Source organism: Geomonas sp. Red32 (assembly GCF_023652955.1).
Lineage (GTDB): Bacteria > Desulfobacterota > Desulfuromonadia > Geobacterales > Geobacteraceae > Geomonas.
This window is the reverse complement of record NZ_JAKLOY010000007.1, coordinates 87,574-112,968: the sequence shown is the minus strand read 5'-3', so window position 1 is coordinate 112,968 and position 25,395 is coordinate 87,574. Positions and strand designations below refer to the sequence as shown.

18 protein-coding genes are annotated in these 25,395 nt (G+C 64.2%); 7 read left to right on the top strand and 11 right to left on the bottom strand.

The window, feature by feature from the left end:
* Positions 1-6 precede the first annotated feature (6 nt).
* The 4 genes from prsK to xrtA form a co-directional block, all read right to left on the bottom strand.
* On the bottom strand, positions 7-2,076 hold the full coding sequence (gene prsK / locus L4X63_RS17580; RefSeq protein WP_250679960.1) for an XrtA/PEP-CTERM system histidine kinase PrsK: 2,070 nt from the start codon (positions 2,074-2,076) through the stop codon (positions 7-9).
* Positions 2,077-2,125: 49 nt separating this feature from the next.
* The gene (locus L4X63_RS17575; RefSeq protein ID WP_250679959.1) at positions 2,126-3,412 is read right to left on the bottom strand and encodes a nucleotide sugar dehydrogenase; all 1,287 of its coding nucleotides are present in this window, start codon (positions 3,410-3,412) and stop codon (positions 2,126-2,128) included.
* Between the two features lie 90 nt (positions 3,413-3,502).
* Positions 3,503-4,141: an exosortase C-terminal domain/associated protein EpsI gene (locus L4X63_RS17570; RefSeq protein ID WP_250679958.1), complete on the bottom strand. Its 639-nt coding sequence runs from the start codon at positions 4,139-4,141 to the stop codon at positions 3,503-3,505.
* On the bottom strand, positions 4,135-4,980 hold the full coding sequence (gene xrtA, locus L4X63_RS17565) for an exosortase A (RefSeq protein ID WP_250679957.1): 846 nt from the start codon (positions 4,978-4,980) through the stop codon (positions 4,135-4,137). The genes L4X63_RS17570 and xrtA overlap by 7 nt, the downstream gene beginning before the upstream one ends.
* Before the next feature lie 483 nt (positions 4,981-5,463).
* Between xrtA and L4X63_RS17560 the strand changes: the two genes are divergently transcribed.
* Positions 5,464-6,204 (top strand): Crp/Fnr family transcriptional regulator, encoded by a 741-nt coding sequence (locus L4X63_RS17560; RefSeq protein WP_250679956.1) that lies wholly within the window; start codon positions 5,464-5,466, stop codon positions 6,202-6,204.
* Between the two features lie 148 nt (positions 6,205-6,352).
* On the opposite strand, the gene L4X63_RS17555 is transcribed toward L4X63_RS17560, so the two are convergent.
* The 4 genes from L4X63_RS17555 to L4X63_RS17540 all read right to left on the bottom strand — a co-directional run bounded on the left by L4X63_RS17555 (position 6,353) and on the right by L4X63_RS17540 (position 19,256).
* Complete coding sequence (locus L4X63_RS17555) at positions 6,353-14,173, bottom strand: putative Ig domain-containing protein (protein ID WP_250679955.1); 7,821 nt, start codon at positions 14,171-14,173, stop codon at positions 6,353-6,355.
* Positions 14,174-14,461: 288 nt separating this feature from the next.
* On the bottom strand, positions 14,462-17,545 hold the full coding sequence (locus tag L4X63_RS23735) for an Ig-like domain-containing protein (protein ID WP_284694694.1): 3,084 nt from the start codon (positions 17,543-17,545) through the stop codon (positions 14,462-14,464).
* A gap of 668 nt (positions 17,546-18,213) precedes the next feature.
* Positions 18,214-18,945 (bottom strand): N-acetylmuramoyl-L-alanine amidase family protein, encoded by a 732-nt coding sequence (locus L4X63_RS17545; RefSeq protein WP_250679954.1) that lies wholly within the window; start codon positions 18,943-18,945, stop codon positions 18,214-18,216.
* Positions 18,946-19,037: 92 nt separating this feature from the next.
* The gene (locus tag L4X63_RS17540) at positions 19,038-19,256 is read right to left on the bottom strand and encodes an outer membrane protein assembly factor BamD (protein ID WP_250679953.1); all 219 of its coding nucleotides are present in this window, start codon (positions 19,254-19,256) and stop codon (positions 19,038-19,040) included.
* Between the two features lie 98 nt (positions 19,257-19,354).
* Here L4X63_RS17540 and L4X63_RS17535 point away from each other — a divergent pair, with 98 nt between their 5' ends.
* Both L4X63_RS17535 and L4X63_RS17530 read left to right on the top strand, forming a co-directional pair.
* The gene (locus tag L4X63_RS17535; RefSeq protein ID WP_250679952.1) at positions 19,355-19,636 is read left to right on the top strand and encodes a type II toxin-antitoxin system RelE/ParE family toxin; all 282 of its coding nucleotides are present in this window, start codon (positions 19,355-19,357) and stop codon (positions 19,634-19,636) included.
* Positions 19,637-19,649: 13 nt separating this feature from the next.
* A complete protein-coding gene (locus tag L4X63_RS17530; RefSeq protein WP_250679951.1) occupies positions 19,650-19,952 on the top strand; it encodes a HigA family addiction module antitoxin in 303 nt (100 codons plus the stop codon).
* 128 nt (positions 19,953-20,080) lie between these two features.
* Here the strand turns inward: L4X63_RS17530 and L4X63_RS17525 are convergent, their stop codons facing one another.
* From L4X63_RS17525 to L4X63_RS17515, 3 genes are read right to left on the bottom strand one after another with little or no spacing between them, the layout of a single operon-like run.
* On the bottom strand, positions 20,081-20,335 hold the full coding sequence (locus L4X63_RS17525; protein ID WP_250679950.1) for a hypothetical protein: 255 nt from the start codon (positions 20,333-20,335) through the stop codon (positions 20,081-20,083).
* A 58-nt stretch (positions 20,336-20,393) separates the two neighbouring features.
* On the bottom strand, positions 20,394-20,975 hold the full coding sequence (locus L4X63_RS17520; RefSeq protein ID WP_250679949.1) for a macro domain-containing protein: 582 nt from the start codon (positions 20,973-20,975) through the stop codon (positions 20,394-20,396).
* Positions 20,972-21,631, bottom strand: coding sequence for an IMPACT family protein (locus tag L4X63_RS17515; RefSeq protein ID WP_250679948.1), 660 nt, complete (start codon positions 21,629-21,631; stop codon positions 20,972-20,974). Before L4X63_RS17515 ends, L4X63_RS17520 begins: the two co-directional genes overlap by 4 nt.
* A gap of 349 nt (positions 21,632-21,980) precedes the next feature.
* Here L4X63_RS17515 and L4X63_RS17510 point away from each other — a divergent pair, with 349 nt between their 5' ends.
* From L4X63_RS17510 to L4X63_RS17495, 4 genes are all read left to right on the top strand, one after another.
* Complete coding sequence (locus tag L4X63_RS17510) at positions 21,981-22,421, top strand: hypothetical protein (protein ID WP_250679947.1); 441 nt, start codon at positions 21,981-21,983, stop codon at positions 22,419-22,421.
* Between the two features lie 159 nt (positions 22,422-22,580).
* A complete protein-coding gene (locus tag L4X63_RS17505) occupies positions 22,581-23,279 on the top strand; it encodes an energy transducer TonB (RefSeq protein WP_250680123.1) in 699 nt (232 codons plus the stop codon).
* 40 nt (positions 23,280-23,319) lie between these two features.
* A complete protein-coding gene (locus tag L4X63_RS17500; protein ID WP_250679946.1) occupies positions 23,320-24,048 on the top strand; it encodes a TonB-dependent receptor plug domain-containing protein in 729 nt (242 codons plus the stop codon).
* A 30-nt stretch (positions 24,049-24,078) separates the two neighbouring features.
* Positions 24,079-25,344, top strand: coding sequence for a TonB-dependent receptor (locus L4X63_RS17495; protein ID WP_250679945.1), 1,266 nt, complete (start codon positions 24,079-24,081; stop codon positions 25,342-25,344).
* Positions 25,345-25,395: the final 51 nt, after the last annotated feature.

The window sequence follows — 25,395 nt, the reverse complement described above, 5'->3', positions numbered from 1 at the left end:
CCTTCATCACGCGGCATGGACCATGACACCAGCGGCATCAAGCTCCAGCGGCGGAAGCCAGACGGTGAATTCGGTTCCGACCCCCTCCACGCTGGAAACCTCAAGCCGTCCTCCGTGGGCCGCCACGATCTGGCGGCACTGGTACATCCCGATCCCGAGCCCCTTCAACTTGGTGCTGCGGAACGGGGTGAAGAGCTCACTCCTGATAAAGCGCGGCGACATGCCGCAGCCTCGGTCGATTACCTTGATGTACGGGGCGCCGTCGTGCCCCACCTCGGCGGTGATTTGAGCCCCCCTCTCGGAGGCCTCGATTCCGTTCAAAAAGAGATTCAAGAGAACCTTCTGGAGCTCCTCCTCGTCGGCCATGGCGGTATGGCGGTCGCCCCGGATCGCGATGGGGGCCTGCAAAAGGCTCGCGCTCCGCTCCACCAAGGCCAGCAGGTCCACCGGGCGCAGGCGGTAGTACTCCATCTCTTCGAGGTTACTGAGTCTCCCGATCAGGTCCTGCATCTTCTGGGAGGTCCTTCCCAGGCTTTCCAGCATGTCGCGCTGGAAGTCGGGGTTGTCGATGTGATCGCCGGCGTTGTCGACGATGAGCGAGACCGTGGAGGTCAGGTTCTTGAGATCGTGGATCACGAAAGTGGCAAGGCTGCCGGCGGCTTCCATGGCCCGTGCCTGGGTGAGTTGCTCGGAGAGCCGCTGCTGCTGGATCGAGATGGAGACCTGCCGGCCGATGGCCTTCATCAGGTCGAAATCCTCGTAGCGGTAGCGCTCGTCGGGGACCATCCGTTCGCCCAGCGCGATGAACCCGATCAGGGCCTCCCCCTCGAAGAGCGGGATCACGAAGGAGATCCGGTGCCTGTCGATGAAGCTCCGGTTGGCGGCCAGGATCTCGGGGTTGTCGTCGCCGCTGTAGAAGACCCACCGCTTACCCCGCAGGTAGGCGAGGAGCGGATTGTTATCGGCCAGGGACTCCTCGGCACCCTCCAGATCGAGGATCCCGGTGGCGCAGAACCAGCCGCACTCTTCCTGGTGGAGGTAGATGGCCGCGCCCCGGACCCCGAAGATCTCGCAGTAAGCGGAGAGTATCCGCTTGAGGAGATTTTCGCCGGAGCCGGCGGTGGCCAGCCGCTCGGTGATGGCGAGCCACTGGGTCCGGTAGTCGTACTTGCTCTGGTAGAAGTTCTTGTGGAAAAAGACCTTCACTTCCCGCTTGAGCCGGTTGGAAAGGAGCACCAGAAGCAGCAGCATCCCGGAGATGAAGCCGAGCGCCATGGTCAAGACCCGCGGGAACTGGTCCCCGAAGTAGCGAAGCCCCTCGCCCAGGGCACCGAGCAGGACCAGGTAGCCGACCACCGCGGCCAGGGCTGCCGACCTGAGGAGGATCCGCTGGGAAACGCGGATCTTCACCGCTCCGCGCCTCTCCGCACGCGAGTAGAGCACGAGCCCCGCCCCCAGCATGAACAGCAAGGCGCGCAGCGGCACGAGTTCCATGTTGAGCGTCCGCTGGAGCAGGGCGTTACTGTAGTAAAAGACCAGCACCGCCAGCATCGAGCCGAGCGCCACGATGTCGAGCTTGACCCGCCAGAGCGCATCCGGGGAGGCGTGCAGCAGGGTCGACTCAAAGTTCATCAGGGCGGCCACCAAAAACACCAGGATCGCCACGTAGAACAGGTATCCCCGGTCGGTCAGGAAGAGGATCCGTTCCGCCGGAAAGTCGGGGGCGTAAAAAAGCTCCTGCGGGGTGAGAACCACCGGCACCAGCAGCAAGAGGCCCGAGACCGCGAAAAGCAGCCAGCCGCCCCTGCCGACCCCCTTGACCCCGCCCTCGCGGCCGTAACTCAGGCTCAAAAGGAGCCAAAGCGCCGGGGTCACCGCCTCGATGAAGAGGACCGAGTGGCGGCAGGAGCCTCCGCTGTCCGTCCCGGTGACGGCGCAGAGATCCCCCAGCTCCAGGAGGGCGGCCGCCGCCAGGGTGGCAACGAGCAGCCAGCGCGAGCCGCGCCGCTGCGGCTGCAAGACGAGCCTCAGCACGGACAACGACAGCATGGCTACTGCGATCAGCGAAATCGTCATACTCTTCCTCCGCAGGGCGGCGCGCCGTAACCGGCGCGCCTCGGGGGAGCTAGAGGGACCAGCATCTGATGCCGGCCTCGGCGAGCTGAGGCCGGTCGTACACCCCTTTCACATCGATGAGCACCGGATTGCCGCCCATGAGCGCCTTGAGGTCGGCGGGGCGGAACTCCCGGAACTCGCGGTGGGCAACCGCGGCAACCACCGCCACCGCGGGCTTGAGCGCCTGGCGGGGAACGAGCTTCACCCCGTACTCGTGGACCGCCTCGGCCGGGTCGGCCAACGGATCGGTCACCTGCACCTCCATGCCGTAATCCTCGAGTTCGTGGACGATATCGGCAACCTTGGAGTTCCTCAGATCGGGGCAGTCCTCCTTGAAGGTGAGCCCGAGCACGGTGATGCAGGCGCCCAAGACCGGATGCCCCGCCTTGATCACCTCTTTCACCGCCCGCTGGGCGATGAATTTCCCCATGCCGTCGTTGATGCGGCGGCCGGCTAGGATCACCTGCGGGATGTACCCGGACTTCTCGGCCTTATGGGTCAGGTAGTAGGGATCGACCCCGATGCAGTGGCCGCCGACCAGGCCGGGGGTGAACTTCAGGAAGTTCCATTTGCTGGCGGCGGCCGCCAGGACTTCCTTGGTCTCGATCCCGAGGCGGTCGAAGATCACCGCCAGCTCGTTCATGAGGGCGATGTTGAGGTCGCGCTGGGTGTTCTCGATGACTTTGGCAGCCTCGGCCACCTTGATGGTGGGGGCGCGGTGCACCCCAGCGGTGACCACCGAGCCGTAGACCTCGGCAACCACGTCGAGGGTGCGGGGGTCCTGTCCGGAGACCACCTTCTTGATCTTGGTGAAGGTGTGCTCCTTGTCGCCAGGATTGATGCGCTCCGGGCTGTAGCCGACGGTGAAGTCGACCCCGCCTTTGAGCCCCGAGACGAGCTCCAGGATCGGGAGACACTCCTCCTCGGTGACCCCGGGGTAGACGGTCGATTCGTACACTACGATGTCGCCCGGCTTCAAGGCCGCCCCCACCGATTCGCTCGCGCGGTACATGAGCGAGAGATCCGGCTGGTTGGCCTTGTCGATCGGGGTCGGGACCGCCACGATGTGGAAATCGGCCTTCCTGAGCACCTCGGTGGAATCGGTGTAGAGGATGTCGGCCGCCCGCAGTTCCTCGGTGGAAACCTCGCCGGTGCGGTCGAAGCCGTCGCGGAGCTCCGATATCCTGCTCCGGTTGATATCGAAGCCGATGGTCTTATGCTTCTTGCCGAAAGCCACCGCGACCGGCAGGCCGACGTAACCAAGTCCAATGACCGAGATGACGCGATTGGAATCCATGAAAACCTCCGGTATGGCCCCGCGGGGCAAGAGATTTGAGACCGGTTGAAAAGCGGCTGGCCGCCTGCTCCTGCGGCTTTGGACGATAGGCTAACCCGGAAGAAATCCCCGTATCTGCGGGAGGAAGTCCCCGACGAACTCCTTGGCGATCTCCCCGGCCCTCGACTCGCCACCGTCGGCCGGAAAGGGGACCGAGATCCGGATGAAGGAAGCGTCGCGGCGGTTATGCAGCAGCGAGTTGGCGATCTCAGCGGCCTTGAGGGAATACTCCTCCGAGATGGTCGCCCCGCCCACCTGGTACCAGTAGAGAAACAGCTCGCGGTCGTCCCCCTTCTGGTAGACCGCACGCACCAGGTTGAGCTTCTCGCCGGCCGTGGCCAGTTCCGTCCGCGCAGTGGAGAGGGTCAGCCACCCGCTCCCCGGCAGGCAGTGCTTGGGGGAGTGGATCTCGCCGCTCCCGTTCCCCCCGTCGTGATAGCCGATGTAGAGCTCGACCCTCTCTCCCCGCTCGTTCACGTACTGCCGCATCAGCACATCCGAGGCTTTAAGTACCGCCCGCACCCCTTCGGAGAGGTGCGATTCCCCCGCCATCCGCCAGTGGCTCACCGTGGAGGGAAAGAGATCGAGCGGCTTCTTGATGGGAACGTGCCCGGTACCGTGAAACTGGAGGTAGCCGCCGGCCGCCAGAAGAAGGACGTACACCGCGGCGAAGTGCCATTTCTTCAGCATGGGCCCTCCTTCTTCCGCGAGAGGAGCGCTCCCAGGGCGACCAGGAGGAAGGCCGCCGCCATGAAAACCACCAGGCCGGCAAATTCATGAAAAAAGCCTTCCGCCGCCCGCGCTCCCCAGTACTGGGCCAAAAGGCCGGTGCCGATCACCCGCAGGGCGTTGGCGAAAATGGCGATGGGGACCGCGGCCACCACCAGCGCCACCCGCCTCCCGGCGGGGAGCTTCAAAAAACAGGCGCAGGCGACGGCCAGGGCCAGCAGCGAGATGAGCGAGCGGATACCGCTGCAGGCGTCGGCCACCTCAAGGGTGGTGAGCGGCAGCTGGATCACGTTCCCCTCCCGCAGCACGACCACGCCGGCCATCTGGAGGAAAGCGATGGATACCCTGGTGACAAAGAGCTTGAGAGGGAAGGCGATCGCATCGTAAACAAGGTACGGGAGGGGGACCATGAACAGCAGGTAGGCTAGCGGCAACAGCATCAGCCTGAAAAGCCGCCTGCCGAAGAAAAAGAGCGTGATTCCCCCCAGGGCCACCACCAGAGAGCTCCTCATGGTGAAGAGTTCCATACCCAGCCGGCCCACCACCAGTTGCAGCATGGCAAAGATCAAAAGGATCAGTCCCGGCCACCACGGCTCCACCACGGTGGTGGCCAAAAGCCGGCGGCGTTCCCAGACGAAGAATCCCGCCACCAGCGGGACAAGAAAGCCGTGCGAGTAGTTGGCGTCTTCGTACCACTGGCGGGCCATGTCCGGCACCACCTTGGCGTAGACGGCCATCAAAAGCAGCAGCGTGAAGAGAAAGGCGAGTCGATTCTGCCTGAAAGTTTCATCAAACGTCACGCCGCGGCCCTCACTCTAATTAGACCATACCTGAGCAGGTTTAAATTAAACCTTTACCATCTTTTCCTGTCAAGTTAGAAATGCACGGCCGGACAAATTTTACCGGCCGGCTCGAAAGCTTATTCGCTTAAAAGTGGTGGTTAATGATATTTATTACACCAACCCGTCATCCACTGCCATCTAATTAACGCTGCTACTGGCACTTACCCATGAGGGTGCGGGGGTCGTGTAAAGTATAGCGGCATTTTGTCGGATGTCCTTACACTGATGAAAAAAATTTTTTCTACTGATAGCGCCCACTTGCCAGTAATTTAAATTAATTAGCATTTGGCATCCTTGTTGCTCATTATCTACCGGGCCATTGCGCCCCGAGTTCCGGCCGGCCCGGCCGGGAGGTCGGCGCCGCCATCCCCACCTGTCCGTACCGACCGTTGTAAAAATATCCGACGCCGGCCGATGATGACCGGAACCAGGGAGACCCCAATGACCGAGCCATTGGAACGGCATCAAATCGGCTGCAAGTCGATCAAGAACATCCCCTTCTTCGCAGACCTCCGAAACGAGGAGATCGAAAACGTCGAGAAGCTGTTCGTGAAGAAGGAGTACGCGAAGGACCAGGTGGTGCTCCTGGAGGAGGACACCAGCAAGTGCATGTACCTCATCTATTCAGGGAAGGTGCGGGTGGTTAAGCACAACGAAGAAGGAAGGGAGCAGATCATCTCCATCCACCGCAGAAACGAGTTCTTCGGCGAGATGTCGCTGTTGGACGGCAAGACCAACCCCGCCACAGTCATCGCCCACGAGGACGCCGTGATCGGTTTTCTCGCCAAGGAGGATTTCGAGGCCTACCTCCTGAGTAACGCGCGTTTCCAGCGCAAGATCATCGATCTCCTCTGCCGCAGGCTTCGCGACTCCTGGGAAATGATCAAGATCGTGAGCTTCAATGCGGAGAACGCCCAGGACCGGGTGATGTCGCTTCTGGAACGGCTCGCCGAGCTCTACGGGGTCAAGGACCAGCGCGGCGTCATCATCGATGTGAAACTCACCCACCAGCAGATGGCTAACTTCGCCTCGGTCACCCGGGAGACCATGAGCCGCGTCCTGAGAAACCTCGTGAAGGAAAACCTGATCGCCATCATCGACAACAAGACGGTGGTCCTCAGCAAAACGTTCTTCACCACGAGGGACAAGCGTCCCTTTCATCCCATCACCGTCGAGTATTGACTATCCCCTCCCCTCACCCGGCCCGCCAGCGGCCGTCGGTTCCAAGCAGCGCCGCTCCAAAGGGTCCCGCCGCAGATCGTCCATCACAAAATAAGCGGGGCCGGCTGATCAGCCGGCCCCTTTTACGTTGACTGCTGGGGAACTCTCGCTAAGGCGTGCGGATCTCGACTGCCGCGAGGTTCCACATGTTACCGGTGGGGGCGGTGTCGTTGATGGTGACCGCCGTCCCGGACGAGGCGATGGCGCTCGTCTGGCGCTGCACCCAGTAGGCGTCCCAGGTCCCATTGGAGAGGAACTGATGCACCATGGTCTGGTTGGAACCGACGGTACGGGAAGTGTAGCTCGTCCAGTCGTTGCCGACCCCGAAGACCCAGGAGTTCGCCCTGGTGGTGGTGAGGGAGACCGACGGGGCGCTGGCGGAAGCGCCGCCGGTAGCGACCGCACCGATGGCGCTCGCCCCCGAAGCGGTTCCGGTCAGGGCGACCACCGTGATGGAGCGGGAAGATACGCTCTGGTTCAAGGTGGCGGTGACCGTGCCGGTCAAGGCGGTGGTGGCGTAGGCGTACCAGACCTCGGCGGTTCCCCGCTGTCCGTTGGCAAGCGCGGCGCGGGTCCAGGTAAGCGAACCGCCCGAGATCGAGGAAACGGAGGTATTGGTGCCGGTGTCGGGAGAACTGGCGCTGACGAAGGCCAGCAGCAGCTCGCCGGCTCCCTTGGTGGTGAAGGAGGGGGAAGCGACGGTACTGCCCGCGGTGGCGGCGTCGGTGTAGACGGTGGTGTCGATGGCGATGGTGGCGGTCGAGGCGATGGTTAGCTGTAGCGCGGCCGAGGCGTTCCCTCCGAGGGAATCGGCGGCCTGCACGGTAAAGCTGGACGTCCCCGCCGTGGTCGGGGTGCCGGAGATGACGCCGGTCGACGCGTTGAGGGAGAGCCCTGCCGGGAGCGAACCCGAGGTGACGGACCAGCTGTAGGGCGCGAGTCCGCCGGTAGCCGAAACGCTCTGGCTGTAGGCCGTGTTGACGATACCGGAGGAAAGCGTGGTGGTGGAGACCGCCAGCTGGCCGTAGACGGTGAGGGTCAGCACCCTGTTGGCGGTGGTGCCGTTGCCGTCGGTCACCTGCAGGGTGAGCGATGCGCTGGCCGCCGCGGCCGGGGTGCCGCTGATGACGCCGGTGGCGCCCGCCAGGGTGAGCCCGGCGGGAAGGGTCCCGGAGGCGACCGACCAGCTGTAGGGAGCGAGGCCGCCGGTGGCCGCCAGGGTCTGGCTGTAGGCGGTCCCCGCGGTGCCGGTGGCAAGCGTGGTGGTGGCGACCGACAGCGGCTGGTAGATGCCGATGGTGAGCGCCTTGGTGGCGGTGCCGCCCAGGGAGTCGGCGACCTGGACGGTGAAGCTGCTCGTCCCGGTGGCGGTCGAGGTGCCGGTGATGGCGCCGGTGGAGGCGTTAAGGGAGAGCCCGGCCGGAAGCGAGCCGGAGGCGACCGTCCAGCTGTACGGAGTGGCCCCGCCGGTGGCGGAGACGCCCTGGTTGTAGGCGAAGCCGGCGATGCCGTTGGCAAGCGACGTGGTGGCCACGGTGAGCGGCGCGAAGACGGTCAGGGTGAGCGGCTTGGTGGCGGTGGCGTTGTTGGCGTCGGTGACCTTGAAGGTGAGCGTGGCGCTCGCCGCTGCGGTCGGGGTACCGCTAATGGCGCCCGTGGAACCGTTGAGGGTAAGCCCGGCCGGGAGGGTCCCCGAGGCGATCGACCAGCTGTACGGGGCGAGCCCGCCGGTGGCCGCCAGCGTCTCGCTGTAGGCGGTCCCCACCGTGCCGGTGGCGAAACCAGCGGAGGTAACCGCCAGCGGCTGATAGACGGCCAGGGTCAGGGCCTTGCTCACCGCGGTCCCGAGCGCATCGGTTACCTGGACGGTGATGGCAGCCGAGCCGTCGGCGACCGGGATCCCGGTGATGGCGCCGGTAGTGGCGTTAAGGGAGAGCCCCGCCGGGAGCGTGCCGGAGGCGATCACCCAGCTGTAGGGAGCCGCCCCGCCGGTGGCCATGAGGGTCTGGCTGTAGGCAATCCCCACCGTGCCGGTGGCGAGAGTGCCGGTACTCACCGCGAGCGGCCCATAGACGGCCAGGGTGAGGGACTTGGAGGCCGTGGTGCCATTGAGGTCGGTCACCAGGAAGCCCAGGGTGGCGCTACCTGCCGCCGTCGGGGAGCCGGTGATCGCACCGGTTGCCGCGTTGAGGGCGAGCCCGGCAGGGAGCGTTCCCGAAGCGATCGACCAGCTGTAGGGAGCCGCCCCGCCGGTGGCCAGGAGCCCCTGGTTATAGATCCCGCCCACGGTCACGGTAGCGAGGGAGGTGGTGGTAACCGATAGCGGCTGGAAGACCGCCAGGGTCAGGGCCTTGGTGACCGCGATGCCGAGCGAATCGGTGACCTGGACGGCGATGGCTGCCGAACCGTCGGCGGCCGGGGTCCCGGTGATGGCACCGGTGGTGGCGTTGAGGGTGAGCCCGGCGGGGAGCGTGCCGGAGGTGATGACCCAGGCGTACGGGGCCGACCCGCCGCCTGCCGCCAGGGTCTGGCTGTAGGGGGCTCCCACCGTGCCGATGGCGAGGGCGGAGGTGGTCACGGTCAGCTGGCCGTAGACCGTCAGGGTCAGGGACTTGGTCGCAGAGCTGCCGTTGCCGTCGGTGACCTTGAAGGTCAAGGAGACGCTGGCGGTGGCGGCCGGGGTACCGGTGATGGTACCGGTGGCTCCGTTCAGGACGAGCCCGGCGGGGAGCGTGCCGGAAGCGACCGACCAGCTGTACGGGGTGGCTCCGCCCGAGGCGGCGAGCGTCTGGCTGTAGGAGGTTCCCGTGGTCCCGGTGGGGAGCGCAATGGTGTCGAGGGTGAGCGGCGCGTAAACCGCGAGGTTGAGCTGCTTCGACGCGGTGGTGCCGTTGGCGTCGGTGGCCTGGAACGTGAGCGGGCCGCTCGCCGTGGCGGTCGGGGTACCGGTGACGGCGCCGGTGGAGCCGTTCAGGGTGAGCCCGGCCGGAAGGGTCCCGGCAGTGATCGACCAGCTGTAGGGGGTGGCCCCGCCGGTGGCTGCGAGGGTCTGGCTGTAGGGAGTCCCCACCGTCCCGTTACCCAGCGTCGCGCTTGCCACGGCCAGCGGCTGGTAGACGGCAAGGGTGAGCGATTTGGTAGCCGTGCCGTTGGCGGCATCGGTAACCTGGACGGTCAAGGTGGCGCTCGCGGTGGCGGTCGGGGTACCGATGATGGCGCCGGAGGTGAGCGAGAGCCCGGCCGGCAGCGTCCCGGAGGTGATCGACCAGCGGTAGGGAGCGGTCCCGCCGGTGGCGGAGAGCGGCTGGCTGTAAGCGCTTCCCACCGTGGCGATGGGGAGCGACGAGGTGGTCACCGCGAGCGGCTGGAAGACGGTGACAGTCAGCTGGGCCTGGGCGGTTATGCCGCGGCCGTCGGCTACCTGCACGGTGATGGGGCTACTCCCCGCCGCGGTCGGGGTCCCGGAGATGACCCCGGTGGCCTGGGCAAGGTTGAGGCCGGCCGGCAGCGTCCCGGAGGTCACCGACCAGCTGTAGGAGGAAGATCCGCCGCTGGCGGCGAGGGACTGGCTGTAGGCGGTCCCCACCGTGGCGACCGGCAGCGAACTGGTCGTCACGGCGAGCGGTGCATAGACCGTCAGCGGGAAGGCCTTGGATGCCGAGTTGCCGGTGCTGTCGGTGGCCTGGATAGTGACGTTGCCGCTTGCCGCGGCGGTCGGGGTACCGGAGACGACCCCGGTGGAGTCAAGAGCGAGCCCGGCCGGGAAGCTACCGGAGGTAAGCGCCCAGGTATAGGGAGAGCTGCCGCCGCTGGCGGCGAGGGGCTGGCTGTAGGCGACGCCGACCGTGCCGTCGGGGAGCGAGGAGGTGGTTACCCCCACCGCCGATGCCACCTGGTACCCCCAGACCTCCATCTCGGCCAGGCCGACGTTGGAGCCGGTACCGGTCACCACGGTCATCTTCACCGAGTTGGTGACCTTCGGGGAGAAGGTGACGGCGGTTGCCGAGCCGTCGTTGGCGAGCGGCCCCACGCTCACCGTCGAGCCGTCGCTGAAGGTAAGAGTGGCAGAAAGAATCTGGTCGGAGAGGTTGGGACGATCGTAAAGAACGACCTTGTCCACCTGGTAGTAGGCGGGCCAGGCGAGGTTGATCCAGGCGCCGGCAACTTGGCCGACGGTGGCCCATTCCTTGGTGTAGTCGCCGGGGTAGCCGTCGATCACGCCGTCGATGGCTTTAGAGGCCAGCTGCCCGTAGCTGCTGTTCTGCGAGGAGGCGGTGGCGGTGGCCACCGGGGCGACGTTGCGATCGACCAAGGCGTAGATGGTGATCGACATGGCCTGGGAGCCGGTGGTGCCGTTGGCGTCTTTGGCCTGCACGGTGAAGCTGAAGGAGCCCGCGGCGGCGGGGGTTCCCGAGATGGTGCCTGCCGACGGATCGAGGGCGAGACCGCCTGGGAGGCTCCCGGCGGAAACCGACCAGCTGTAGGGGGCGAGCCCGCCGGAAACCGAAAGGGCCTGGCGGTAGTTGAGGCTCACGGTGCCGGTCGGCAAGGTGGCGGCGGCCACCGCCACCGGGGTGTAGACGATCATCCCGAACGATGCCGAGGTCACGGTGGCGCCGACGGCGTCCTTCACCTGCACGGTAAAGGTGGAGCTGCCGTCTGCGGTCGGGGTGCCGGAGAGGATGCCGCTGGCGCTATTGAGGGTGAGGCCGGCCGGCAGAGCCCCCGAGGCGACCGACCAGCTGTACGGGAGGACACCGCCCGAAGCGGAGAACGGCTGGCTGTAGCCGGCCCCGACCGTGCCGAAGGGGAGCGTCACGGGGGCCATCGCGAGGGAGGCCGGGAGCTGGGTCCGCACCTCCACCGCGGCGAGGTTGAACATGTCCGCCGTCGGGTAGCTGTCGCTGATGCCGACCGTGGTGCCGCTGGCCGGGGTGACTGCGCTCATCCGCTGCACCCAGTAGGTGTCGGCGGTCGGGGAGAGGAACTGGTGCATGATGCTCTGGCCAAGGACGGCGGAGCGGGCCACCGCGCCGGACCAGTCGTTACCGGTCCCGAGCACCAGCGAGTTGTCGCGGGTGGTCACCAGCGAGGCGTAAGGTGCGCCGGTCTTGGCTCCCGCGCTTACCACCGCGCCGATGGCGTCGGCGTTGGCGGCGGTGCCGAGCAGGGAGACCACGGTGATGGACCGGGAGGAGACGCTGAGGCTCAAGGTCGCGGTGACCGTTCCGGTGATGGCCGTGGGGGCGTAGGCCCACCAGATCTCGGATACGCCTGGCTGGGTGTTGCTCCGGATCGCCAGGTTCCAGGTGAGCGCGGTGCCGGTGTTGGTGACCGAGGAAACCGTGGTGTTGGCGCCGGTGGAGGGGCCGCTCGCGTCTACGAAGGCAAGCAGGAGCTCGCCGGAGGCCTTGGTGGTGATGCTCGGCGAGGTTATCGTGGCCCCCGCCGTCGAGGCGTCGGTGAAGACCGTCGAATCGACGGTGATGGTATGGGCCGCGTCGGTGACGCTCAGGGAGAGGTTCTTGGTGGCGACGTCACCCCAGGAATCCTGCACCTGGACGGTGACGATGGTGTTGATGGCGGCGGTCGGGGTACCGGAAACAACCCCGGCGGAGCTCAGGATGATACCGGCGGGGAGCGTCCCCGAGGCGAGCGACCAGCTGTAGGGGGCGAGGCCATTGGCGACCGCGAGGGTCTGGCTGTAGGCGGTCCCGGCGTTCCCCGAGGGGAGCGGACCGTTGGTGGTGACGGTCAAAAGCGAGCTCCCGATGGTCTGCCCAAGCGACGCGGTGGCCAGGTAGCCGTTGGCGTCCACCACTTGGACGATGAAGCTGGAGGAGCCGAGCGCCATCGGCGTCCCGGTGATGTGGCCGGTACCCGGGATAAGGGAGAGGCCGGAGGGGAGCGAGCCGGAGACGACCGACCAGGTGTAGGGGGCTTGGCCGCCGGAAGCGGTTAGCGTCTGGTCGTAGGCGACGTGCAGGTTCCCCGACGGGAGGCTGGCGGTGGCGACCTTGAGGGAGGCGCTCACGGTGATGGTCATGGCGCGCTGGGCGGTGGCTCCGGCGGCGTCGGTGACCTGGAGGGTGAAGTTGGAGTTTCCGGCCGCGGTCGGGGTCCCCTGGATGATCCCGGTGCTGGCGTTGAGGGTCAGCCCGGCGGGGAGGCTCCCCGAGGTGAGCGACCAGCTGTACGGAGTCTGCCCGCCGGTGGCTGCCAGCGTCCTCGCGTAGGCGTACCCTACCGAACCGGTGGAGGCGGCGCCCGAGACCACGGCCAGGGTCGGGGCGGACTGACCGAAGACTTGGAATTCAGCCAGCCCGGTAGCCGTCCCGGTCGCCTGTTTCACGGTCAGGGTCACCGACAAAATCTTCTTCAACGGGAAGTTGAAGGTATTGGAGGAGCCGTCGTTATTGAGAGCCCCGACCGGGATGGTGCTCCCGTCGTTGAAGCTCAAGGTGGCCGACTGGATCTGTTCGGTCGCCTGCGGGCGGTCGTAGAGGACGATCTTGTCGATCAGCTGCGCCTGCGGCCAGGTCAGGGTGATGTAGGCCCCGCCCAGCTCGTTGTTGGTGACCCACTCGGCGCTGCAGTTGTTGGGGCAACCGTCGATCACACCGTCGACGGCCTTCGCACCGGTCTGTCCGGTCGTGGCGTTCTGGGAGGAAACCGTCACCGTGGAGGCCGGGGCGACGTTTCCGTAGCGGCTCGTCGAGAGTACGGTGACGACCACCGTGTCGGGATAGCTCGTGCCGCCTGCGTCGGTGACGGTCAGCTGAAAGACCAGCGGTTCGGCGAAACTCAGCCCCGAGGGGGCCGTGAAGGTCGGGTTGGCGCTGGTGGCACCGGAGAGGGTGACACTTTTACCCTGCACCTGCTTCCAGGAATAGCTGAGGGTTCCGCTATTGGCCAGGCTCCCGGTACCGTCCAGGATGACGGTGGCATTTTCGGCCACCACCTGGTCCGCTCCCGCGCTCGCTACCGGCGGGGCCGCCCCGGCTGCGTACTCGGGGAAGAAGAACTCGTCGCGGTGGGTGAAATTGGAGAGGAAGGACGCCGACGAGGGGTCGGTCAGCTGGGACGGATACGACTGGATGGTCTGGTACTTAAGGTTATCGGCCAGCGCGATGTTCTGGAGGGCGAAGGGTACGCCGATACTCTCGCGGACACTCCAGTTGAGCGGCGTTGAGCTCAGGATGACAGGGGCGTTGAAAACGGTGGCTGCGTTGGCGGCGGCGGGCCAGGCGGTGATGGTGCCACCGTGGATGATGGTGGTATGGATGGCCGGAGCGTAGGAGGGGAGCGAGGCGGCCACCGAGGTCAGGGCATCCTTCAGGAAGTAGTAGCTGTAGGAGTGGTCCGGATGCTGGTCGTAGGGGCTGGTGACGAAGATGTGATCGGGCTTGAAGTCGGCGATGATGGCTGCCAGGTCGGTTACCGCATTGGGCTTGTTGTAGTTCGCGTGCGAGCCGAATTCGTAGAGGTGATAGTCGCTGCCGCCGAGACCGCGGTGACCGTAGGTGGCGCTCGCCCCGGAGGGGGCGGCGTAGGTACTGGTGGTGGCGGTGTACTTCTGGTACATCGGCTGCAGACCGTAGGTGCCGTAGACGGCCCCCGGGGCCATCCCGCCGTCCGGGTAACCGAGGAAGATGATGTCGCTCTCCTTCATCCCCAGCTTCCCGGCCATGGCAGCGACCGTCTCGTCCTGGCGGGCGTTGCCGGTCGTTATACCGTTGAGGTCGCCGTTGGTCATCAGCACCAGCTTGACCTGGGTGCCATCGGCCAGAGAGCTGCTGATCACCCCGGAGCACATGAGTGCCTCGTCGTCAGGGTGCGGCGCAATCACCAAGACCTTGGCCAAGGCGCCATTGCACATCAACAGAAGCAAAACCAGGATCGATAAAAGATACCGCACCGCGACGCCCATAAGCTTCCTCCTCCTCGTTCGACTCATCGTCGGTTCACTGAATCGGCGTTTATCAAAGGCATGCCAGAAGTGAGCAAGAAGCAAGCCCGCTCTCAGGCCGCGAAACCCGCCGGAATCACAGGAGATAAGAGACTTCTCATGGGGCATATTCTAAAAAAGGTGTCGGCAACGCTAACAGTTACGTCGCCAAAGTTTACAGTTTCTTAAATTCCTCCAAAAAAAAGAACGGGGCGCAGGATGTTTTCCTGCGCCCCGTTGGGGGTGGGCCGTGCTGGTGGCTGGCTTCGGTTAGGGAGTGCGGATCTCCACGATGCTCAGGTTGTACATGTCCGCGGAGGGGGCGGTGTCGTTGATGGCGGTGCTGGTACCGGTGGAGGCTACCGCGCTCCCCATCTGCACCCAGTAGGTGTCGGAGGTCGGGGAGAGGAACTGGTGAACCATGCTCTGGCCGGAGCCCAGGGTCCTGGCCACCGCGCCGCTCCAGTCGTTGCCGGTCCCAAGCACCAGGGAGTTAGCCTTGGTGGTGGTCAGGGAAGCTTTGGGGGCGCCGGAAGCAGAGTTCCCGCCGCTGACTGCGCCGATGGCCGCCGAGCCGGTAGCGGTCCCGGTGAAGGACATCACGGTGATGGAGCGCGAGGAGACGGACTGGTTGAGGTTGGCTTTCACGGTCCCGGAGAAGGTGGAGGGTGCCCAGGCGTACCAGATCTCGGAGGTGCCGCGCTGCACGGCGGTGGCTACCGCTTTGGTCCAGGAAAGGACGGTGCCGCTGCTGGTGACGGAGGTCACGTAGCTGTTGGAGCCGGAGGAAGGAGCCGAACCGGTGACGAGGGCGACCAGGAGACGGCCGGAGCCGGAGGTGGTCAGGGTCGGCGAGGTGATGGAGGAACCGGCGCTGGAGGAATCGCGGTACACGGTCTTGTCGACGGCGATGGAGGTCGTGGCGTTGGCCACCGGCAGGGTGATCACCACGGAGTCGACCTTGGAGGCGGAGACGTTACCGGCGGCGTCCTTGGCCCAGGCGTAGGCGTTGCGGGTACCGGCGGCGGAGAAGGTGAAGCTGGTCGGTGCCGCGGCGCTCCAGCCGGAGGCGGAAGCGGAAGGCTTGGTCGAGCTTTCGGTGATCAGGTAGCCGGTGACGGCCACGTTGTCGGTCGCACTGAAGGAGGTCACGGGGACGGTCAGCGAGCTGGCGGTAGAGGGCATCACGAAGTACCCGATCACCGGAGCGGTGGTATCGGCCACCACGTTGGCCACGGTCACGGTCACACCGGAGGTGGAGCCGACGTTACCGGCGGCGTCGTAGGCCTTGGCGCTCACGGTGAAGCTGCCGTTGGCGTAGGAGGTGGTGCTCCAGTTGAAGCTGTACGGGGCGGTATTCACCGCGGCGGCCAGGGCGCCGTTCAGGTAGAACTCGACCTTGGTCACGCCGACGTTGTCGGAGGCGGAGGCGGCCACGGTCACGGAGCCGGATACGGTGGAGCCGGTAGCCGGGGAGGAGATGGAGACCGCCGGAGCGGTGGTGTCGCTGACATTCTGAACGTTGACGGAGATGGAGCCCTGGCCGACGTTACCGGCGGCGTCGTAGGCTTTCACGAGCAGGGTGTGGGAGCCGTTGGCAACCGCGGAGCTAGCCCAGCTGAAGCTGTACGGGGAAGCGGTGTCGGTGGCGGCGAGAGCGCCGTCCACGTAGAGTTCTACTTTGGTCACGCCCACGTTGTCGGAGGCGGAAGCGCTGATGGAAACGGTACCGGAGACGGTGGCGCCGGTGGCCGGGGAGCTGATGGAAGCGGTAGGAGCGGTGGTGTCGGCGGCGGCAACGGTGGAGCCGGTGCCGTAGATGTCGGGTTTGGCGTTACCGAGGTAGCCCCAGATGTAGTCGGTCAGCGGGGTGGCGGAGGAGGTGGCCAGGGCTGCGAAGCCGCGGTTGCCGCCAGGGCCGGTGGCGTTGTAGGAAGCCAGCTTGGCGGCCCACATCTGCTCGTTGGCGTACGGCCAGAGCGGGGTCGAGGAGACCGAGTTCCAGTTGGCATCGCCGTAGAAGACGCCGGTGCCGCCCAGCTGGTACATGATGGTGGCGCCTACGCCGGCCGAGGCCAGGGTGGAACCGCTTTCGATGCGGGGGAGGTACTTGAGCCCCTGGGTGTAAAGGTTGGCACCGGCGGAGAAGGTGCTGTAGCTACCGGCCCGGCCGGCGGCGGCGCCGGAGGCGAGGTAGACGGAGACCGGCGAGCTCCAGGTCTCGGTGCCGTTACCGTCGAAGAAGGTGTCGGCGCCGTTCACGGTGTAGAAGAGATCGTGGGTGTGGTTGAGGGCGAAGCCGTAGTTCTGGCGGACGTCAAGGTAGCTGTTGGCGCCGATAGTGTTGTAGCTGGAGTTGACCGTGAAGGGGCTCTCGAAATCCTGGGACATGTGGAGACCCATGTTGTTGTCCCAGCAGACGTTGTTGGTGACGGTGTGGGTGCCGGTCCCCTTCTCGGACCAGTAGCAGTCGATCAGCGGGTTATTGAGCACGATGTTGCTGAAGAAGGAGTCGTTGTTGTCGCTGGCCGAGCTGCCGCCGCCGGTCGCCATGCCGTGGAATTCGCCGGAGGAGGAGTTCCAGTTGCCGTCGATGATGATGTTATTCTGCATCACGTTGGTGTCGGAGCCGTAGAAACGGAGGCCGGCGGTCATGTACTGGGCCGGGGTGTTGTCCATGCGGACCACGATGCGGCGGAAGATCATGTGGTTGGTGCCGACCGGGTTGCCGTTGTAGTCTTCGGGCTTGGTGTAGAAGCCGTAACGGCCGTAACCCCAGACCCAGCAGTCTTCCACGAGGCCGTAGGAGGAGCCGCCGGCGATGGCCGCGATGGGGACTTCCCAGGTCACGTTGGCAGGCATGCCGTCCTGGAAGCCGCAGTTGGAGATCCAGGCATGGTCGCCGTACCAGATGAAGAGGCCGTTGCCGCCGTTACGGAAGTGGATGCCGTCGAAGTGGATGTAGTCGCGCTTTCTGCTCGCGGTGTTGATGTTGGAGACCGCCAGGTACTTGTACTGGGAGTCGATGATCGCCTGGCCTACGTGCTCGGCCTTGATGGTGGTGAAGTTGCCTGCGGAGCCGCTGGGGGGGAGCACGAAGATGCTGGAGTATTCGGAGATCATGTTGGCGTCGCCGGTGTAGAGGCCGTCCTTGAGGATCAGGGTGTCGCCGGAAGCCATGAGGGAGATGCCGGAGCTGACATACTTCTTGGGGCTGGTGGCCGAGCCGTTGCCGGAGTCGCTGGCGGCGTTCGGATCGACGTAGTAGGTGGCGGCCAGGGCCGAGGTCGCGGGGACCAGCAGGGCAAGGGTCAACATGGTCTTCATGATGCCTTTGGCGATGGTCTTATACATTGTTTCCTCCGTTCGTTGCGGGGGTGGGTCGTCTTTTCGATGCCCACGTTTAGGTTTGAGAGAGCCGAAAGTCTCTGTTTCTTCGAAAGTTCTTATTGCCGGTTCAATGCACGCAAATAGAGTGTTCGCATTTGATGCTGCGATTGGCCTTCAAACACTTCCTCGTTGTTTGTTGATTCAGTTGAGGGCTGGGGTTCTGCTTTTTACTGCCAGTGCTACGGGGACGTTCACATCTATGGTTTGCATAATCGTCGTTTTTGTCACTTCTCACTGTGTTTCAAATCACAGGAAACCGGGTTGCTTTATCAGTCGTTTCATCGTTCACGCTGCACACCTTACCTATTGGCAAGGTACGTGCCGCTTGCGCCAAAAGGCGACCGTACTGATAAACGCCCGGTATCATTGACAAAAAGAGGTGAACAAAGGAAGAGAGGGACGGTGAAAATCGTGCGCAGGGGATGCACATGCCGGCAGGCGCCTACCCTCCCCCACCGCTAAACAATTGAAAGGGCAGATATATTTCGATGAGATACGGGAAGGATTCAGGAATTGAACAATGCTCGGAATATGAACAGCGGAGGGGGTAAGAGGATGGGGGGAACGGCCGCAGGACCGTGCCCAAAGGCGGGAAAGTGTGATTCATATCACAGGGAGGAGGCCGGAAAGTGCTACCGCCCCCCCAGAAAAGTGAGGATGCCGGAAGCGATGGCCCGGGCGATCTTTTGCTGGACCTCCGGCTGTTCAAGCATTGCCTCCTCGTCCGGGCTCACGATTACCCCGCACTCCACGAGGACGGTGACCATGGTTTTGGACTTGAGGATGGCGAGCTGGTCGTACCGGTAGATGCCCCGTGCCGGATCCAGCAGGGTGCGCCTTTCCCCGGGGACGTCCTGGGCGTGGTGCAGGGTCGGATGAAATCCCGCCTGGAGGAGCCGGTCGCCGATGGCTCCCGCGAGGGAGAGGCTCTCCCCGGCACGGGGGATTTTGCCGGAGACGAAGAGGGAGAAGCCCGAGAAGCGGTCGCAGTACCTGAGGTTTTGGCCGGCATAGCTCCACGGTTTGAGAAACTGCTCCTGGGCCGAGTCGTGGTGGATGAAGACGAGGATGTCGGCCCTGCGCAGTTCGGCCGCCGCCACCCGGTCGCGCAGGGGAACCTCCCGGTCCAGGTCCAGGATCCCCACCGGCCGCAGCTGCATCTTTTCGAGCTCGCGCTCCAGGGCGAGGGCGACTGCACGGTTGAAGAGGTACTCGCTGGTGCCGCGCGCGCTGATCGCGCCCCCTTTGGCAGGAGAGTGGCCGATGTCGATGGCGACCCTCCCCCGGAGAGGCCTGCTCTCCGCCCCGGCCGGGAGCGCGCAGGCGGAGAGCAACAAGAACAGCACAACCTTCAAAACATTCACGCAATGCCCCTTTCGGCTACCGCACCGGGGACCGTCCGCCAGGTGCCTGTCCCCCTCTCCGGCTTCGCTCCCGCCCCCGCAAAGACCTGGCGTCACTTCTTGCCCAGGGCGGTTATCCTCTCCTTCGCCTGCTTGGCGAGGGGGCTGTCCGGGTACTTGGAGACGATCTCCTGGTACAGTTGCAGCGCATGTTCGCTGTTATGCTGCTTCTCCTCGAACTGCGCCGTGTCGAAGAGTTCCTTGCTCTTGTCGCCGCTACAGCCGCTCAAAAGCCCCAAAACCATCATCCCCGCAATCAGCACTCGTTTCATTCATTGACTCCTTTCGTTTTTCCCTACACCCCGGTTGGCGGGAGCCGATTCTCGTCTCTGGCCTTGACGGTGATAAACAAACTGTTTACACTTCGCGCATGGTCGTGTCCTTTGCGAATAAGGAAACCGAGAAACTGTTTGCGACGGGGAGGTCTAAAAAACTGCCTCCGGACATCGTTCCTCGTGCGATCATGCGGCTAACGCAACTGGATAGCGCCCGTGAGGTCACCGATTTGCAGATGCCACCGTCGAACCGCCTGGAAGCCCTTTCCGGCAAACGGGCAGGCCAGTGGAGTATCAGGATCAACGATCAGTGGCGCATTTGTTTCTTCTTTACGAACGGCGAAGCATCAGAAGTCGAAATCACCGACTATCACTGAAAGAGGAAAATTTATGGTGAGTGCAAACGGCCTTCCGCCTATCCATCCTGGCGTGTTCCTGAAAGAAATTCTTGACGAACTTCATATCTCGCAAAGCGCGTTTGCTAAAGCAATTGGGGTTTCACCCATGCGAGTCTCCTATGTTGTCAAAGGCACCCGTCCTGTCACCGCAGAGTTGGCGCTGCTCTTCGGGAAAGCCCTCAATCAGTCGCCTACCTACTGGATGAATCTACAGATCAGCTATGACCTGAAGACAGCGGAAAAGGAACTAGCGCTCAAAGTGCGTCAAGTGCAGCCACTGTCACAGGCTGCGTAACAGCCCCCCTTTGGCGGCCAGAAGGTACGCTCCTCTGGCATCCGATTTCGACTCGATGGAATGGTCGACCGCACTGCGACACTAATTCCGGCCGGTAATGGGGGACCGGTACCGTTGCCGTCAGACCGTTATTGTTTCGGCTGTCCGTCTGCGCCTGATTTGACTTCCTTATCCAGATCCTCATTGTGCTGATCGTTTTTGTTGAGAGTGTTGTCTACGCTGTTGCGGATAGCCTTTCCGTCATAGCCTACAGCCGATGCACCTTCCAATGTTTTAGTTTCCGGCCTCCCCTGCGACGTTTCCGGCGCGTGCGGCTGGCTCGATGAACTGCAACCGGCCATGAGCACCACCAAAGCGCTGACCATCAGTACTTTTGCTTTCATATCTCTTCTCCCTCCGTTCTTTTCGTCGATCCTTCCCGTCAATAATTTTTCGTCGGGCTTATCTCTCTTCCTCGTCACCGGGCCCCGCCAGGGCCAATAGCTCGCGCCTTGCTGCCGGGCAATCGTCTTCTTCCACGGTCAGCCAAATCCTTCGCAGCGTGGAAAGGGGCGTATCCCGTACTGCCTCCGCCAACAGTTCCACGAAACGGGAAAGGGGAAGACGCCCGAAACGCACCCCGAGAGGGGGCATGGCCATGGCGGTCCACGGCCGCTCCTCGGCAACGGCGAAGATTCCCTTCAGTGCCAGGCTCACCCATTCGGGACGGCACAACGGCTCCTCGCCGAGATCGTAGACCACCGCCTGAACCTGGACGGGATCCCCCTTTTTCACCAGCACGCTCCCCGGCGGGACAGCCCTCGCATCGATCAGCTCGGTCATGATCCGCACCACGCTCTCGGCGACCGGTTTCACGGCCGGTTCGGCACTGAGGACGAGCCAGGTATCCTCCTCCACCACGGTGGCCTCAGGGGTAAAAGGAGGGAGCTCCGGCGGCGATACCATCACCTCCAGAAGACCCAGCCGGATGCCGTGCCGTCCTCCCCGGATCAGGCGCAATCCCGTTTGCCGTTTCTGCTTCATCGCCCAAGCCCCTCATGACCGCCCCCGACTGCATCGCCGTGGATCGGCTGCAGGTCGTTTCCCACCAGGACCTCCGCCACGCGCTTCACATCGATCCGTCCGGCGGAGGCCTCGGCCAGTTCGTTTTCCAGCGCTTCGGCCGCACCGGCAAGGACCCGGCAGGCGATGGACACCTTCTCGCCGAAGTGACTGTCGAGGGTAAGGGCACCGGCCCGGGTGAGGAGGTACTGCACCTTGCCGACCAGGGGGTACTCCAGCGTGACGCGGAGATCGACGGCGGCCACGGCGGTGGCGACGCCCGCCGCCTCCACCCCTGCCGCGGCGCTCTGGCTGTAGGCGCGTACCAGCCCCGCCGCCCCCAGCAGAATCCCGCCGAAGTACCGGGTGACCACGATGACGGTATCGGAGAGTCCCTGCTTCTCGAGCACGTCCAGGATGGGGCGCCCGGCCGTGCCGCTTGGCTCGCCGTCGTCCGACATCCTCTGGCTCCCTCCGGCTTTGAAGGCGAAGCAGTTGTGGTTGGCGTCCCGGTGCTCGGCCCTTATCCGCTCGACAAAGCCCATGGCCTCGAGTTCGGACCTAACCGGGGCGGCATTCACTATGAACCGGGACTTCTTGACTATGATCTCAGCCTGCCCGTCTCTCTGTACAGTCACGTATGGCATAGGACATTCCGATGTTGGCAACCTGGAAAAGCAGGGGTGAATATATAAAGGTCTCTACCTCTTGTCAAAGGTTGCGCGAAACACCTTTAACAAAGCCCCGGCCGCCCCGGTTCACTCGATGCCTTGGCCCCGCCGGGCCCGGATGAATAAGCCGGACCCCTACGTGACATCGGCACTGACGACGGTGTGTTAGAGGGTTGAAATGTTTGACGTAACCCGGACTGTCTATTAGAATTTCATTCTCTTAAGCGTTTACTGGCTGCGGTTTTGTCCTTTGTCCATGTCCAAACGATCCGTCCCTATGCCCAACGGCCGCACTCACAGTACCATATCCTGGTTGTTGATTGTCATTCACCTGCTGATGATGGTGTCGCCGATCGCTTCCTTCGCAAAGGAGAACGCACCTCTGCGTCCGGTGGCGGCTGCCTGCTCCGGGGATTGCGACGTTTGCGGCTGCTCGCCGGAGAGCAGATCGGCGGGGACCTGTTGCTGCAGCCGGAAAAGGCAGCTGGAGGCACGCCTTCACGGTCGCGGCCAAGACAAACCCGCCTGCTGCCGGGAGAAAGTCCCTGAAGAGAAAGTCGTCGTCCTCTCCTGCGGTTGCCCCTGCGACGACGACGATGACGATGCCCTTGGCGGCTCCGACACCGATACCGTCCTGATTTCCCGTCATAGCTGTCCGTCCGCCGTTCCCGTCATTGCACTGCGGCGCCCCATCCCGCCCCCGGCCTTGGTATCGCGCCGGCTTCAACCCCCCGACCCGCCCCCCAAACAGTCCTAAACTTCAGCACGACCATATCCGGTGACACTCGTCGGGAACGATCCGCCGCGCCTATGGCGGCCGCTCGTTCCGGAAGGCGCACTCGTGCGCCCTGGCCCAGGGAGGTTTATGCGCACCTCGCAGATAACCGTATGGGTCGGTCTGTCTCTCCTGTTGCACGTGCTCGCAGCCGCCACGCTGCCAGGCCCGGTGCCGCTTCATCCTCGCCCGCCCATCGAAACGGTGCTGTTGATGGAGAGTGCGGCCCCGGTCCATCTCGCAGCCGGGCGCCCTTTGGCCGCGGCCAAAGGTGTGCCGCTGGCAGTGAAGCGTCCGCTCCCTCCTCCTTCGCAAACAGTAAAGGAAGGCAAGGTAGCGGACGCGCCGCGGGCCGCCGTGCCGCTGCCGGTCCCGTCCTCTCCGGCCCCGGTGCCGCCCTCCCCTGTTGAGGCGGCGCTACCGGGGGCGGCAAAGGGGGCTTCGGCCCGGCCGGCACTTGCGCTGTTGCCTGCTTTGCCCAACCCCGCCGGGGACCACCTACCGGCGAAGCCGAGGGCAATGCAGGTGGAGAGCTTACCCGCACCCGAACAGGCGCGTCAGCGCTATCTTAAACAACATTTCGGCTACATCAGGGACCTGGTGGCCAACGGTGTGGTCTACCCGCCGGTTGCCCGCCGCATGAACTGGAGCGGGCGGACGGTGGTTGCCTTTATGGTCACTGAAGAGGGCGCCGTGGTGGCCATCGCGGTGCTGGAGACGTCGGGCTTTCCGGTGCTGGACAAAAGCGCCCTGGAGGCGGTCCGGAACGCGGCCCCCTTTCCCAAGCCGCCGGTACGTGCGCAGATCGTGCTGCCGGTCACCTTCCGGATTTCCCGTTAACCCTTGAAATGCACTACCTACTACTTACGGAGATACCTAGATGAGAAAAGTGAACATACCGATGGTTTCCGCGGCGGCCGTGCTGCTGCTCGCGGGTAACGTGCAAGCGGAGTCCCAACTTTTGGACGAGATTGTCGTACAGGAGAACCGGGAGGCGGTCAACGAGGAAAAGGTCACCGTCCGCGAACTGCGCGAAAGCCCGGCGCGCGATGTGGGCGAGGCCCTCAAGCAGGCGGAAGGGATGAGTTATGTCAGGAAGGGAGCCATTGCCAACGACGTCGTTTTGCGCGGCTTTCAGAAGGACAACATCAACGTCCTGGTGGACGGCGTCCGGTTGCACGGTGCCTGCCCTTCCCGGATGGATCCTCCCTCCTTCCACCTCGACCTGGCCGAAGCGGAGGAAGTCCGGATCGTGAAGGGACCTTACGATCTCTCCAATCCCGGCGGTCTGGCCGGCACTGTCGAGATCGAGACCAAGAAGCCGGGCAAGGGATGGCATGGGGAGGGGAATTTCGGGTACGGCAGCTGGAACAACGTCAATACCTCGGCTACCGCTTCCCACGGCGGCGAACGGTACGACCTCCTGGCCGGTTACGCCTTCAAGTATTCCGATGTGCCGGAGTCGGGGGACGGCAAGCGCCTCACCGAGATCTATCCGGCAACCAGCATGAACCGTTACCGCAGCAGCGAGATCGACTCCAAGGCCTACGAGATCAACACCGGCTGGGCTCGCTTCGGCGTTAATCTCACCGCCCATTCCCGCAGCTAGATAGGTTTCAGCCACCAGGACGCCGATCACGTGCTCTACCCGTACCTGAAGATGGATGCCGATTACGACCGGACCAACCGGCTGAACTGGACCTACCGCATCGCCGATATCTCGCAAGTCGTGCGCGAGTTGCGGGTGCAGGGGTACTGGGACGACGTCCGGCACCTGATGGACGACCGCCTGCGGGCAAGCTCCCTCACCACGCCGCGCCCCTACTCCATGCAGACCGACGCCACCACGCAGGTGTACGGAGGGAAGCTCGGCGCTACGCTCGCCTTGGGCGGGGGAACCCTGAAAACGGGAATCGACTACTACAACCGCAACTGGAACGCCGTGAACCGCCGGGCCGGCTACTTTGCCTACCGTGACACGGCCATGATCCCCGATGTTTCGGTCGACAACCTCGGGATGTTCGGCGAGTACCGCCTGCCGCTTGCTCCGCAGGTCACCCTGAGCGGCGGCCTGCGCGAAGATCTCACCTGGATCGAGACCGATAAGAGCAACCCCCTCGCCCAGGCGGGCGACAGCCGCCGGTTCGACGGTGTCAGCGCCAACCTCCAGCTCACCTACCGCCCCGCCAGCTGGGTGACCCTCTTCACCGGGGCCGCCCGGGGCAACCGGACGCCCGATCAGCAGGAACTGTACCTCGACGTGCCGGTGGCGACCCCCTCGGCAACCGCGACCTACTGGCACGGAAGCAAGGATCTGCAGGCGACCGTCAACCATCAGGCCGATGTGGGTGCCAGATTCCACACCGATACGTTCTACGTCAACCTCTCCATGTTCTACAGCGATCTGCAGGACTACATCAACCTGGAGCAGGTTCCGGGGACCTTTGAAAAGAGCTACCGTAACGTCCACGCCAGCATGTGGGGCGCCGAGCTGAGCAGCGAGCTCGTGCTGTTCGGCGACCTCTTCCTGAGAGGATCGATGTCGTTTGTCGAGGGGGAGAACCTGAGCGGAGACCGGCCGCTTTCGGAAATCCCGCCTCTCGCGGGAACGATCTCGGCCCGCTACGACAACGGCGTCTGGTTTTTCGAGGCGGCGGAGAATCTGGCCAGAGAGCAGGACAGGGTCGACAGCGGCCTGCAGGAGACGGTGACCGCCGGCTGGGCGACCACCGACCTCAAAGGGGGGATCGCCTACGGCGGCTGGTCGCTGGTGGCCGGGGTGCAGAACCTCTTCGACAGGCAGTATTACAGCCACCTCTCCTACGCGCGCGATCCCTTCCAGAGCGGGATCAAGGTACCGGAAAACGGCCGCAACCTCTACCTGTCGATGTCCTACCGCTTTTAGCGGCTGGCTGTCTCCGAAGGGAGAAAAGACCGGCCGGACAAAAGAAACGGG

Coding starts and splice junctions, on each gene's coding strand:
- L4X63_RS17520 (WP_250679949.1), bottom strand. CDS start 20,975: ATGAAGCAGAAACGGCAAACGGGATTGCGCCTGATCCGGGGAGGACGG.
- L4X63_RS17570 (WP_250679958.1), bottom strand. CDS start 4,141: ATGCTGAAGAAATGGCACTTCGCCGCGGTGTACGTCCTTCTTCTGGCG.
- L4X63_RS17525 (WP_250679950.1), bottom strand. CDS start 20,335: ATGAAAGCAAAAGTACTGATGGTCAGCGCTTTGGTGGTGCTCATGGCC.
- prsK (WP_250679960.1), bottom strand. CDS start 2,076: ATGACGATTTCGCTGATCGCAGTAGCCATGCTGTCGTTGTCCGTGCTG.
- L4X63_RS17560 (WP_250679956.1), top strand. CDS start 5,464: ATGACCGAGCCATTGGAACGGCATCAAATCGGCTGCAAGTCGATCAAG.
- L4X63_RS17535 (WP_250679952.1), top strand. CDS start 19,355: ATGGTCGTGTCCTTTGCGAATAAGGAAACCGAGAAACTGTTTGCGACG.
- L4X63_RS17500 (WP_250679946.1), top strand. CDS start 23,320: ATGAGAAAAGTGAACATACCGATGGTTTCCGCGGCGGCCGTGCTGCTG.
- L4X63_RS17575 (WP_250679959.1), bottom strand. CDS start 3,412: ATGGATTCCAATCGCGTCATCTCGGTCATTGGACTTGGTTACGTCGGC.
- L4X63_RS17530 (WP_250679951.1), top strand. CDS start 19,650: ATGGTGAGTGCAAACGGCCTTCCGCCTATCCATCCTGGCGTGTTCCTG.
- L4X63_RS17540 (WP_250679953.1), bottom strand. CDS start 19,256: ATGAAACGAGTGCTGATTGCGGGGATGATGGTTTTGGGGCTTTTGAGC.
- L4X63_RS23735 (WP_284694694.1), bottom strand. CDS start 17,545: ATGTATAAGACCATCGCCAAAGGCATCATGAAGACCATGTTGACCCTT.
- L4X63_RS17555 (WP_250679955.1), bottom strand. CDS start 14,173: ATGGGCGTCGCGGTGCGGTATCTTTTATCGATCCTGGTTTTGCTTCTG.